Source organism: Vibrio sp. JPW-9-11-11 (genome assembly GCF_013369335.1).
Taxonomy (GTDB): Bacteria; Pseudomonadota; Gammaproteobacteria; order Enterobacterales; family Vibrionaceae; genus Vibrio.
The window spans coordinates 754,357-767,795 of record NZ_SZQJ01000005.1 but is presented as its reverse complement, the minus strand read 5'-3'; the positions used below and the strand labels follow the sequence as shown (position 1 = coordinate 767,795).

10 protein-coding genes are annotated in these 13,439 nt (G+C 46.2%); 8 read left to right on the top strand and 2 right to left on the bottom strand.

Features of this window, described 5'->3' with window-relative positions:
• Positions 1-155: 155 nt before the first annotated feature.
• Both FCU94_RS09160 and FCU94_RS09155 read right to left on the bottom strand, forming a co-directional pair.
• Entirely contained in the window at positions 156-1,499 is a 1,344-nt protein-coding gene (locus FCU94_RS09160) for a sigma-54-dependent transcriptional regulator (protein ID WP_176288228.1), read from the bottom strand.
• An 18-nt stretch (positions 1,500-1,517) separates the two neighbouring features.
• Positions 1,518-3,299 (bottom strand): sensor histidine kinase, encoded by a 1,782-nt coding sequence (locus FCU94_RS09155; RefSeq protein WP_176288227.1) that lies wholly within the window; start codon positions 3,297-3,299, stop codon positions 1,518-1,520.
• A gap of 500 nt (positions 3,300-3,799) precedes the next feature.
• On the opposite strand from FCU94_RS09155, the gene tig reads away from it, so the two are divergent.
• From tig to cmk, 8 genes are all read left to right on the top strand, one after another.
• Positions 3,800-5,107, top strand: a complete 1,308-nt coding sequence (tig, locus tag FCU94_RS09150; protein ID WP_176288226.1) for a trigger factor — start codon at positions 3,800-3,802, stop codon at positions 5,105-5,107.
• A gap of 102 nt (positions 5,108-5,209) precedes the next feature.
• Positions 5,210-5,836 (top strand): ATP-dependent Clp endopeptidase proteolytic subunit ClpP, encoded by a 627-nt coding sequence (gene clpP / locus FCU94_RS09145; RefSeq protein WP_045975254.1) that lies wholly within the window; start codon positions 5,210-5,212, stop codon positions 5,834-5,836.
• A 65-nt stretch (positions 5,837-5,901) separates the two neighbouring features.
• Positions 5,902-7,185: an ATP-dependent protease ATP-binding subunit ClpX gene (clpX, locus tag FCU94_RS09140; RefSeq protein ID WP_176288225.1), complete on the top strand. Its 1,284-nt coding sequence runs from the start codon at positions 5,902-5,904 to the stop codon at positions 7,183-7,185.
• Positions 7,186-7,314: 129 nt separating this feature from the next.
• Entirely contained in the window at positions 7,315-9,666 is a 2,352-nt protein-coding gene (lon, locus tag FCU94_RS09135) for an endopeptidase La (protein WP_176288224.1), read from the top strand.
• Positions 9,667-9,859: 193 nt separating this feature from the next.
• Entirely contained in the window at positions 9,860-10,132 is a 273-nt protein-coding gene (locus FCU94_RS09130) for an HU family DNA-binding protein (RefSeq protein WP_004414742.1), read from the top strand.
• A gap of 173 nt (positions 10,133-10,305) precedes the next feature.
• Positions 10,306-12,162: a peptidylprolyl isomerase gene (gene ppiD / locus FCU94_RS09125; protein WP_176288223.1), complete on the top strand. Its 1,857-nt coding sequence runs from the start codon at positions 10,306-10,308 to the stop codon at positions 12,160-12,162.
• 137 nt (positions 12,163-12,299) lie between these two features.
• Complete coding sequence (locus tag FCU94_RS09120) at positions 12,300-12,593, top strand: ComEA family DNA-binding protein (protein ID WP_176288222.1); 294 nt, start codon at positions 12,300-12,302, stop codon at positions 12,591-12,593.
• Positions 12,594-12,734: 141 nt separating this feature from the next.
• Complete coding sequence (gene cmk / locus FCU94_RS09115; RefSeq protein ID WP_176288221.1) at positions 12,735-13,415, top strand: (d)CMP kinase; 681 nt, start codon at positions 12,735-12,737, stop codon at positions 13,413-13,415.
• Positions 13,416-13,439 lie beyond the last annotated feature (24 nt).

Below are 13,439 nucleotides of genomic sequence, written 5' to 3'. Positions count from 1 at the left end.
ATAAACACCTTAATTAAGCTTTTTATTGATTAGATATTGCTAATATAGTGAGCATGGCGATGATGTCCACAAAAAATGAGTGGTTAATTGAGCTTAATCAATCGGTGTCAAAAATAACTATAAATATGAGATATAGTTCAAATTTAAGGTGTGAGTTAGCTTTTGTAGTTATCTTTGTTTAGGTCGTATTTCTGCATTTTGTCGTACAGGGTTTTACGCGCCAGTTGCAAATGATCCATCGTCTTCTTAATGCTACCTTCATTTTGATTGAGTGACTGTTCAATCAGACTTTTTTCGAACTCAGCAACTTGTTGGGCTAAACCGAGTTCCTTATTGACGCTAACAGCATCTTCTGAACCAAATTGGGATAGCCTGCCAAGCAGTACAAAGCGCTCAGCCGCATTTCTTAGTTCGCGAACATTACCGGGCCAATCATGGCTCATAAGTTGATGAATTTGCTTTGACTCAATAGCTGGTGCCGATTTGCCATAACGGGAAGCCGCTACCAGTAAAAAGTGGTGAAACAGGGTAGGGATATCCTCTTTACGTTGCCTAAGCGGCGGTAAATCGAGGGTGACAACATTGAGTCGGTAGTAAAGATCTTCACGAAAGTTGCCTTCACTGGATGCCTGTTTTAAGTCGACTTTGGTCGCCGCAATCACACGAATATCAATTGGCACTAGCTCATTGGAGCCGACTCGCTCAATCACTCGCTCTTGCAGTACGCGCAACAGACGGATCTGCGCTTGCATAGGCATCGATTCAATTTCATCTAAAAACAGAGTACCGCCATTTGCGTGTTCAAATTTACCTATGCGCTGACTCTCTGCGCCGGTAAATGCGCCTTTTTCGTGACCATAAAGTTCGCTCTCAATCAGGTTTTCAGGCACGGCGCCGCAGTTGATAGCCACAAAGTTGTTGTCGCGCCTCGGACTCTGTTCGTGGATGGAGCGGGCGAACAACTCTTTACCTGTCCCCGTTTCACCGAACAGTAGAATATCCGCATGGGTATCGGCAATGTGGACTATGGTGTCACGTAGCTGTTGAATAGATGGGGTATCGCCGATAATTCGCGGCCCAAGCGCCTGACTGGCTTTTAAGCTGCGTTTGAGTTCCTGGTTTTCTATAGTGAGTTCGCGTTTATCAAGAGCGCGGCGAGTGGTGTCAATCAAACGGTCGATAGGAAAGGGCTTTTCGATGAAGTCGTAGGCACCATTGCGCAGCGCATTAACGGCCATCGAAATGTCGCCATGGCCGGTAATTAGGATCACGGGAATATCCGGGTCTTGATGCAAAATGCTCGACAAAATATTTTCCCCGGAAAGACCAGGCAGACAAATATCTGTTACCACCACTTTCGGTAGACCGTCGGATTTGATGGCCAATAAGGCGTCTTCGGCACTCGCGAAAAATCGTGCCGATATCTCTTCGAGTTCAAAGCTTTGTTCAATAGCGAGGCGAATATCGCTCTCATCATCGATAAATATTACGTCATACATGGGGATTCCTTGTGGCCTCTATTCTTGTTTTAACGCTAAGGAAATAATAAAACGCGCACCGCCAAGCGGAGATTCACTGACTTGCAGGCGGCCGTTCATCGCTTGCATGATTTGTTGAGAGATTGACAGCCCTAAACCTAAGCCATTTTTCTTAGTGGTATAGAAGGGTTCAAACAGTTGCGCACGCTGGTCAAACGGGATGCCAGGGCCATTGTCATCGACGTATATAGACAGCCACTGTTGGTCGATATGGGTTGAAATCATGACGTGTTTGTTGTCTTGTTCAGCAACCGCTTGCAGCGCGTTAGTGATTAAATTGATCAAGACTTGCTCAAATTGAATTGGGTTAAGTTCAACCTGAGGCAGTGAGGGCTCGATCGCCAGTGTCAGTTCGGTCATTTTCGCCTTAAACTGCGGCGCGAGCAGTTCTTTGGCGGCAAGGATCAGCGGTTCGATTGCGAGTAAGCTGACTTCGTTGCTGTCGCTCTTTTTTGCAAATGAGCGTAACTGGTTACTTATCTTGGCCATGCGGTCTGTAAGCGAAGAAATACGCGACAGGTTGTCATCCACTCGTTCATAACTCTGTCTGGCGAGAAAGCGCTTGGCGTTGTCAGCAAAGCTGCGAATTGCGGCGAGTGGGTTATTGAGCTCATGACTGATACTGGCAGACATTTGGCCCAGCACGGCCAACTTGGCGGTTTGAATCAGCTCGTTCTGAGTTTGGCGCAGCGCCTGTTCAGTTTTGACTCGCTCGTGAATTTCGGCTTGCAGCTCTGAGGTTCTCTCCATTACTTGAAATTCGAGCTTCTGCCTTGCTTCTGACTGAAGCTGCTCAAACTGACGTTGCTTTAATTGGCGATGGTAGCCCAGTTGTAAGGAAAGGTAGGCTATAACGAACAGCAAGCTAGTAACAAGGGCGAAACTGAGCGAGTTCCAAACCAAGATGGATTTGGAGGTTAACACCCTCAGGGTTAAATCGTGTTTCGTTAAAGCACGCGACGACAGCAAATAGTCATTCTCAAACCCTGAGGTATTGAGATTTCGCAGTTCACTATGCTCCTTGGAGAGGTCGCCAGTTAGGTTCATCGAACGTATCGGCTTATCGAGGTATTGGCGACTATTAAGAATGGCTAAACGCTGCACCTCTGAAAGAGTGGTGAGACTTTTGAACAGCCATTCGTCGTTACTCGACATAAATATCACGTTGTGTGAATCCGTTGCGACAAAAATATTGGTTCGATTTTGCCAATTGGCCTCGATAGCGGTCAAATCAGTTTTGATCACAATGACACCTATGACCTCAGCGGCGTAAGTCACGGGGTAGGAAAAGTAGTAGCCGCGTTGTTTCGAGCTAGATCCCAGAGCGAAATATTGGCTCGGTTGGCCTTGAACCGCGTTTGAAAAATATGGGCGCCAAGCATAATTACGACCGATAAATGAGCGCTCTAAGTTCCAGTTGCTTGAGGCGATAGTGTTTCCGAACTCGTCAAGTAGGTAAGCGTCGGTTGACTGAATGATCTGATTGACCTCTTCCAAGTAACGGTTGGTCAGTTCTATTTGGGCAGTGTTATGTGGTGCCTGTAAGGCGGCTATTAGAGAAGGGTCTTGAGCGATCAGTTGTGGCAAATGTGCGTATTTATCGAGCTTGCTCGAAATATATTCGGCAAAACGCTCTAGTTGCTCTTTGTGATTGGCGAACTGGCGGCTTTCGCTTGCTTGCCAAAACCAACTGGAGCCCCCAATAACCACAAAAACGTACAGCACCAGCAGAGAAAACTTACTGCGTCGAAACGTTAACATCTCTATCCCTGAACTCCCTGTTTAACTCGCTATAGCGTAAAGGGTTTTGTTACAAATGTGTTTAGTGATATTAGCAATTTGAGGGATAAAACCGGACTTAGATCGACTTTTATCTTTAAACTCAAAAAAAACGTTATTTTCTCTTGAAAAAGGCATTAATGTCCCCATTTCTGAGAACAAAGAATACTAGATTGGTGTTTTTTTTAGCAGTTAAGTGAGTTTTTAGGATTATCACGGAGCGATCTTAGGGTTCGGCTCGACAGCTATCGATCAGCTCGGTAGAATGCTGCGTCTAAATTTTTAATCCTGAGGCTAATCGGAGATACCTTTTACGACTCAAACGTTGCGAAGATATCGCTGATTAGTCCGGCCACTGAAAATGCTCGGCGGCCGATACTCGATTTATGAAGAGTACTCATAGAGTACAAACAAGGATGGGTCCCTCGACAGAGTGGGCACATAAGCTCAGTAATCTGAGCCAGTTTTGAGGTTAATGAATAATGCAAGTTACTGTTGAAACGCTAGAAGGCCTAGAACGCCGTCTAAACATTACTGTTCCTGCTGCAAACATCGAAGATGCTGTAACAGCGGAACTACGCAACATCGCAAAAAACCGTCGTTTCGATGGTTTCCGTAAAGGCAAAGTGCCTCTAAAAATGGTTGCGAAGATGTACGGCAAAGCAGTACGTCAAGATGTGATGGGCGAAGTGATGCAACGTCACTTCATCGAAGCGATCGTAAAAGAAAAAATCAACCCAGCAGGCGCGCCTACATTTGCTCCAGTAGAGAACAAAGAAGGCGCAGATCTAGTGTTCACTGCAACTTTTGAAGTTTACCCAGAAGTTGAGCTGAAAGGCCTAGAAAGCATCTCTGTTGAAAAGCCAACAACTGAAGTAAAAGATGCAGACGTTGAAGAGATGATCGATACGCTACGTAAGCAGCAGGCAACTTGGACTGAAGTTGAAGAAGCAGCGGAAGAAGGCAAGCGCGCGACTATCGATTTCGTCGGTTCTATCGACGGTGAAGAGTTCGAAGGCGGTAAAGCTGAAAACTTCCCACTAGAAATGGGCGCAGGTCGCATGATTCCTGGTTTTGAAGACGGTATCGCAGGTAAGACTGCTGGTATGGAATTCGAAATCGATGTGACTTTCCCAGAAGACTACCACGCTGAAAACCTAAAAGGTAAAGCAGCCAAGTTTGCGATCAAACTAAACAAAGTTGAAGCGCGTGAACTACCTGAGCTGAACGATGAGTTCGTTGCTAAGTTTGGTGTTGCAGAAGGCGGCATCGATGCACTGAAAGCTGAAGTACGCAAAAACATGGAGCGTGAACTTAAGCAAGCGGTGAAGAACCGCATCAAAGAGCAAGCGCTTGACGGCCTTGTGAAAGAGAACGACATCGACGTACCAGCGGCATTGGTTGACCAAGAAATTGGTACACTACGTCAGCAAGCGGCTCAGCGTTTTGGCGGTAACCCTGAAGCAGCAGAGCAGCTTCCACGTGAGTTGTTCGAAGAGCAAGCTAAACGTCGCGTAGTTGTTGGCCTTCTACTTGGTGAAGTGATCAAGTCTGAAGAGCTAAAAGCAGACGACGAGAAAGTGAAGGCGCTTATCGAAGAGATGGCGACTGCTTACGAAGATCCAGCAGAAGTGGTTGCTTACTACGAGCAAAACGAGCAAATGATGAACAACATGCGCAACGTTGCTCTAGAAGAGCAAGCAATTGACGCTATCATTGCTAAAGCTCAGGTGACTGAAAAAGAAGTGAGCTTTAACGAGCTAATGAACCAGCAGCCAGCTGCACAATAAGCAATATAGTGCTTAGAAGGTTGACTTCGCGTTAACTATTCTGCTAACAATGGTCCGTATGAAATACTTCATCCGGGCCATTTATTTTAGGGACATAACAATATGAGCTACCAAGAAAAAAATGCAATGTCGCCAATTTTAGACGCGCTGGTACCCATGGTGGTTGAGCAGACTTCCCGAGGCGAACGTTCTTACGACATTTACTCTCGTTTGCTTAAAGAACGTGTCATATTCCTAACCGGTCAAGTGGAAGACCACATGGCTAACCTTGTGGTGGCACAGTTGCTTTTCCTTGAGTCGGAAAACCCTGATAAAGACATCTTCCTTTACATTAATTCTCCAGGTGGTAGCGTCACTGCGGGTATGTCAATTTATGACACCATGCAGTTTATCAAACCGAATGTGAGCACGGTATGTATGGGCCAAGCGTGCTCAATGGGCGCTTTCTTGCTTGCAGGTGGCGCGCCAGGTAAGCGCTACGTGTTGCCAAACTCACGCGTGATGATTCATCAGCCGTTAGGTGGTTTCCAAGGTCAAGCGTCGGATATTCAGATCCACGCTCAGGAAATCCTTACAATTAAGCAAAAACTAAACAAACTTCTTGCTGAACATACTGGTCAGCCTTTGGAAGTGATTGAACGCGATACCGATCGCGATAACTTTATGGCGGCAGAGCAAGCTGTAGAGTATGGCCTTGTCGATGCAGTTCTTACTCATCGCGGCGAATAACTAGCAAGATTGGGGTATCTTGATATACACTCAATTCATATCAGTAAAGGCTAAGAGGTTAGCGAATGACAGATAAAAGCAAAGAGAGCGGTAGTAGTAAGCTTCTTTACTGCTCTTTCTGCGGCAAAAGCCAGCACGAAGTTCGCAAGCTAATCGCTGGTCCGTCAGTCTATATTTGTGACGAATGTGTCGATCTATGTAACGACATCATCCGTGAAGAAATTAAAGATGTTCTACCGAAGAAGCAATCAGAAGCACTACCCGTGCCGCGCGAGATTCGCGAACACCTTGATGACTACGTGATCGGACAAGATTACGCGAAAAAAGTGCTAGCAGTAGCCGTTTATAACCACTATAAGCGTTTACGAAATGGAGATACAACGAGCGAAGGTGTTGAACTTGGTAAAAGTAACATCTTGCTAATTGGCCCGACAGGTAGCGGTAAAACTCTACTCGCCGAGACGCTCGCTCGTTTCCTCGATGTACCATTCACCATGGCCGATGCCACCACGCTGACTGAAGCGGGCTACGTAGGTGAAGATGTTGAAAATATCATTCAGAAGTTGCTGCAAAAATGTGATTACGACGTCGCTAAAGCAGAGCGTGGTATTGTGTACATCGATGAGATCGACAAGATCTCTCGTAAAGCAGAAAACCCTTCAATTACTCGTGATGTATCGGGCGAAGGTGTTCAGCAAGCGCTATTGAAGTTAATAGAAGGCACAGTTGCTTCTGTACCGCCACAAGGTGGTCGTAAGCATCCTCAACAAGAGTTCCTTCAAGTTGACACGTCGAAGATCTTGTTTATCTGTGGCGGTGCCTTTGCCGGCCTAGATAAAGTGATTGAACAGCGTGTAGCCACCGGGACAGGGATTGGCTTTGGCGCGGAAGTGCGCTCAAAAGATGAAACCAAAACCGTCGGCGAGCTCTTTACTCAAGTAGAACCCGAAGACTTAGTTAAGTACGGTCTGATTCCTGAGTTTATTGGTCGTTTACCAGTGACCACGACGCTGACTGAGCTAGACGAAGATGCGTTGATTCAGATTCTATGTGAACCGAAGAACGCATTGACTAAGCAATATGCGGCTCTGTTCGAGCTCGAAAATGCTGAGCTTGAGTTCCGTGAAGATGCTCTGCGTGCTATTGCGAAGAAAGCGATGGAGCGTAAAACAGGAGCTCGTGGCCTGCGTTCGATTCTAGAGGGCGTGCTACTTGAAACCATGTATGAGCTGCCTTCAATGGACGACGTAAGCAAGGTCGTGATTGATGAGTCGGTGATTAAAGGTGAATCTGATCCATTGTTGATTTACAGCAACTCAGACAATCAAGCTGCTGGCGCTGAGTCTTAATCTAAACCACAGATTTAGAACCGAATAGAAAGGGGGTAATCAATTACTCCCTTTTTTTTATTCTTCCATTGAATCCAACCAATTAGCCCCCATATACTGCTCATAAGACTAAGCGGAAGAGAGAATCATATGAACTTGGAACGTTCCGAACGTATCGAGATCCCCGTACTACCTCTAAGAGATGTAGTCGTTTACCCGCATATGGTAATTCCTTTGTTTGTTGGCCGTGAAAAATCCATCGCTTGTCTTGAGGCAGCGATGGACAACAACAAGCAAGTGTTATTAGTAGCGCAAAAAGAAGCGGATACTGATGAGCCAACTCAGGCGGATATGTTTGAAGTGGGTACCGTTGCGACCATCCTACAATTGCTCAAATTACCCGACGGCACAGTTAAAGTGTTAGTCGAAGGCCAGCAGCGCGCCAAGATTAATCACTTTATTGAAAATGACTTCTTCTACGCTGAGGCTCAGTACTTAACGACCTCTGAGCTTGATGAGCGCGAGCAAGAAGTCATTGTGCGCAGCGCCATCAATCAGTTTGAAGGTTTTATAAAACTCAATAAGAAGATTCCACCAGAGGTACTGACTTCGCTCAATGGTATCGATGAAGCAGCACGCTTAGCCGATACCATTGCTGCGCATATGCCTCTCAAGTTGGCCGATAAGCAAACTGTACTTGAGTTGCTGGATGTGACTGAACGTCTCGAGTTCTTGATGGGGCAGATGGAGTCTGAAATAGACTTGCTGCAGGTCGAGAAACGCATCCGTACACGCGTTAAAAAACAGATGGAAAAATCGCAGCGCGAGTACTATCTGAACGAGCAGATGAAAGCGATTCAGAAAGAGCTAGGTGAAAGCGAAGATGGTGTTGACGAGTTTGAAGCGCTTCAGCAAAAAATCGTCGATGCCAAGATGCCTAAAGAAGCGCGTGAGAAAACCGAACAAGAACTGCAGAAGCTGAAAATGATGTCGCCAATGTCGGCTGAAGCAACGGTAGTGCGCGGTTATATCGATTGGATGTTGGGTGTGCCTTGGAACAAACGTTCTAAGGTCAAAAAGAATTTAGCCAAGGCTGAAGAAGTACTTAACGAAGACCATTATGGTTTAGAGCGCGTTAAAGAACGCATTCTAGAATACCTCGCAGTGCAAAATCGTATTAACAAGCTCAAGGGCCCTATTCTTTGCCTAGTGGGGCCTCCTGGCGTGGGTAAAACCTCACTTGGTCGCTCAATTGCAGCTGCAACCGGGCGTCAATACACACGTATGGCGCTAGGCGGCGTTCGTGACGAAGCCGAAATTCGTGGCCATCGTCGTACTTATATTGGTTCGATGCCGGGCAAATTAATCCAAAAAATGTCTAAGGTGGGGGTGAAAAACCCACTGTTCTTGCTTGATGAAATCGACAAGATGTCTTCGGATATGCGTGGCGATCCATCGTCAGCGCTGCTTGAAGTCCTTGACCCAGAGCAGAACAACGCCTTTAACGACCATTATTTGGAAGTGGATTACGATTTATCTGACGTAATGTTTGTCGCGACGTCTAACTCGATGAACATTCCCGGTCCGCTGCTTGACCGTATGGAAGTGATCCGTCTGTCAGGCTACACCGAAGATGAAAAACTCAATATCGCTAAGCGTCATTTAGTCGATAAGCAAATTAAGCGCAACGGCTTGAAAACGGGTGAGATTGAGATCGAAGATTCGGCGATAATCGGTATTATTCGTTACTATACTCGTGAAGCTGGTGTTCGTAGCCTAGAGCGTGAAATTTCGAAGATTTGTCGTAAAGCGGTGAAGAACATCTTGCTTGATAGTGAGCTTAAGAAAGTCACCGTGACGATGGACAACCTAAAGGAATATCTTGGTGTTCAACGTCATGATTACGGCAAAGCTGAAGACAGCAACCGTATTGGCCAAGTCACGGGTCTTGCTTGGACTGAAGTCGGTGGCGACTTGCTGACAATCGAGACGCAAGCGATGCCGGGGAAAGGCAAGCTGACCCAAACGGGTTCTTTGGGTGACGTGATGCAAGAGTCGATTCAAGCGGCGATGACGGTTGTACGTTCTCGTGCTGAGAAGCTCGGTATTAACTCTGACTTTTACGAGAAGCGTGATATTCACGTTCACGTACCAGAAGGGGCGACACCTAAAGATGGCCCAAGTGCGGGTATCGCTATGTGCACAGCGTTGGTTTCTAGCCTCACGGGTAATCCAGTAAAAGCGGATGTAGCAATGACCGGTGAAATCACACTTCGCGGTGAGGTATTACCTATTGGTGGCCTAAAAGAGAAGCTACTTGCAGCGCATCGTGGTGGTATTAAAACGGTGTTGATTCCAAAAGACAATGAGCGTGATTTGGAAGAGATTCCTGACAATGTTATTGCCGATCTCAAGGTCATTCCCGTGCGTTGGATTGACGATGTACTGAAAGTGGCGTTAGAAAAAGATCCGTCAGGTGTTGAGTTTGCCGTCGAAAAATAGTGATGTGCAGCAAAAATAAGTAAAAGATTACGCTGATAAGCACAAAAAGGCTTGTCAGCGTTTTTTTTGGGCGCTAACGTTAGCGACTATAGCTTCAAGCCTTGTATGACAAGGGTTTGTCGCTAATTTGAAACGAAATGGAACGTATAGCTACCTATAAAAAAATAACCAGGTGGCGCAAAGGGGAATCACAGTGAATAAAACACAATTAGTAGAAAAAATCGCAGAAAATGCAGATCTATCGAAAGCTTCTGCGGGTCGTGCTCTAGACGCATTTATCGAAGCAGTGGGCGATACGCTTCAATCTGGTGACCAAGTTGCTCTAGTTGGCTTTGGTACTTTCAGCGTTCGTACTCGAGCAGCTCGTACAGGTCGTAACCCTAAGACGGGTGAAGAGATCCAAATCGCTGAAGCAAAAGTACCAGCGTTCAAAGCAGGTAAAGCACTAAAAGATTCCTGCAACTAATCAAAAAATCGCCACTTAGGCGTATTTTTTCGAACCTTTTTAAATTATGCGCATCATACTGATGCGCATTTCTTTTTCTGATATTATCGCGTTATCCAGATTTTAATTTAGTAATGTACAGCTAGCGAGCGATAGCGCTCATGTGAGTTGTATAAGCGGAGAGTAGTTTAAGTATGATGGACCGATTACGCGAAGGCGTGAATAGCATCGCGGTTAAAATTATCCTAGGGCTTATCATCCTGTCTTTTGTTTTTGCTGGTGTTGGTAGCTACATTGTCGGTGGCTCAAACAATTCGGCAGCAAAAGTAGGCAATGTTGAGATTGGTCGTGGTGAGTTCGAGCAAGCTTACCAGAATGAACGTAATCGTATGCAAGCACAGCTTGGTGATTACTTCGCTAATCTGCTTGCCGATCCAAGCTATGTTGAGTCTTTCCGCAAGTCGGTACTCGATCGTATGGTTGATGATTTGTTGATCGAGCAGCATGCTGAATCACTGGGGCTTCGTGTCAGCGACGCTCAAGTGCGAAAAATGATTCTCGATATGCCTCAGTTCCAAGTCGATGGGCAGTTTGATCAAGAAATTTATCAGTCTGCTTTGCGCCGTGCGGGTTTTTCAGCAGAAAGCTTTGCTGAATACCTTCGTCGCGATTTAGTGCGCAATCAGCTTCTGACCGCGATTCAAGCGAGTGATTTTTCTCTTCCTGGTGAAGTTGAAACACAAAGCAAACTACTGACTCAAACTCGCGATATCAACAAGATCACGCTCTCTTTGGCTGACTTTGCCGCGCAAGCAGAGCTTTCTGAGCAAGAAATCGAAGAGTTTTATCAGCAAAATGCTGAACGCTATACTCGCCCAGAGCAAGTAAAAGTCGCGTATGTTGAATTGTCAGCGCAGCAACTCAAGCAAAGCCTGTCCATTTCCGACGAGGAGGCTCAGCAGTACTATCAGGAGAACTTAGATAAGTACTCTTCAGACGAGCAACGTCGTGTTAGCCATATCTTGGTTGAAGGTGATGATGAAGCCAAAGCGCAAGCTATTTTAGATGAACTGACATCAGGCGCTGACTTTGCCACTCTGGCGCAAGAAAAGTCAGACGACTTTGGTAGTGCATCAGAAGGTGGCGCTCTAGGTTGGATTGAGCGCGATGTGATGGATCCTGCGTTTGAAGAAGCGGCGTTCGCGCTGGAAAACGTCGGTGATACGACGGGGTTAGTAAAGTCTGACTTTGGTTATCACATCATTAAGCTTGATGAACTAAAAGACTCGGTTGTTAAGCCTTATCAAGAGGTGGTAAACGACATTAAACAAGAACTTGAAGACCAACAAGCGGTCGACAAATTCTATGAGTTGCAGAGCGAACTAGAGCGAGTCGCGTTTGAGTACCCTGATTCTCTTGATGACTCTGCACAAGCGATTGATGCCAAGATTCAAACCACAGATTTCATCTCTCAAATTGATGCCCCCGAGCTACTGAAAACGCCTGCTGTTATGCAAGCGATTACCAGTCCTGAAGTTAAAGAAGATGGTTTGAACTCAGAAGTGATCGAGGTTGCGCCAGAACACGTTATCGTCGTTCGTGTTGAAGAAAGCCGCGATGAAACTGTGCTTCCACTTGCTGAAGTTCGTGATCAAGTCACGCAAGCTCTTTCAAACGTCAAGGGTGAACAGGCGGCGATTGAACTCGCACAGACGCTAATAGCAGATCTAAAACAAGGTGAAAAGTCATCACTGAACGACAATGGTCTTGCTTTTTCTGACACTGAAACGCTCGACCGCAGTTCGCCGTTAGCCGATGTAGTATTCTCGATGGCAAAACCCACTCAAGAGCAAGCGCAATACGCTCAGGCTAAAGATATCAATGGGGACATTGTTATCGTGGAGCTTGTTAATGTAGCTTCAGAGTTTGACCCACAATACAACCAGCAGATCGGCTCTCAGATCACGCAAGTTAATGCGCAGCAGGATTTGTCTGGATTGGTCAGTATTTTGCGTAAAACAACAGATATCGAGTATTACGTCGTGAACTAAGTATTGCTCCAGATGTAACTGATATATGTGTCACAACGGACTGCTTAGGCAGTCCGTTTTGTTTTTATGACTGATAGGTTTTCTGTTTCGTCAATCGGTTTAGGCTCAAAGGACTTAACACCAAATAGGAACATGTGATGATAAAACAACTACTTTTGACCCTTGCTCTACTTTGTCTTGCGCCAACCGTTTTCGCTCAACAGGAAACCACCAACGCAAAATATGAAGGGATAGAGATCACTGTTAACATTAACCAGGCCAGTGCGGAAGAGATCGCTGACTTACTACAAGGCATTGGTTTAAAAAAGGCTCAAGCGATCGTGACTTATCGCGAACAACACGGCGATTTTACTAGCGCAGAAAGTTTAACGTCTGTGAAAGGCATTGGCCTTGTAACCGTAGAGAAGAATCGCAGCCGAATCCAGCTGTAGTCCCGTAAAAGAGTGTCAAGGCACTCTTTTTTCTATTTCGTTTCGATCCCGCCTAGAACCTCTTTCCGTTTACCTCTATAATTTCTCGCCGAACAAGGTCAGGTTGTTAAGCCTAGACCAGCAACTAACCTGGAGTAAAACATGTCGTCTCATACACCGGTGGTAACCGTTGATGGACCAAGTGGTGCCGGTAAAGGTACGCTTTGTATGCTGCTAGCCAAAAAGCTAGGTTTTCACTTATTAGACTCTGGTGCTATCTATCGAGTGCTGGCACTAGCCGCGATTCATCACGGTGTTGATTTAGAGTCTGAAGATGCGCTTGTGCCGTTAGCGACTCATTTAGATGTCCAATTTATCGCTGAAGGTGACTTAGTGAAAGTTATCTTAGAAGGTGAAGACGTGTCGGGCGAGCTACGCAAAGAAGAAACCGGTATGGCAGCGTCAAAAGTAGCCGCTTTACCTCGAGTGCGAGAAGCGCTCTTGCGACGTCAACGAGCGTTTGCAGAAGGGCGCGGGTTAGTGGCTGACGGTCGCGACATGGGGACGATCGTTTTTCCACAAGCCGAGGCGAAAATTTTCCTCGATGCCAGCGCTGAAGAGCGAGCGAATCGCCGATTGAAACAGTTGCAAGGCAAGGGGTTAGATGTTAAATTTGACGACCTTTTGAGCGAGATCCAAGAGCGTGACGACCGAGATCGTAACCGCCCAGTGGCGCCTTTACGCCCCGCTGAGGATGCGCTATTGCTAGATTCTACCACGATGAGTATCGACGAAGTGGTGGAAAAGGCACTACAATATATCGAATCTAAGCTAGTCGCATAGGCGGCTAGGTCAGAGCGTTGGTCG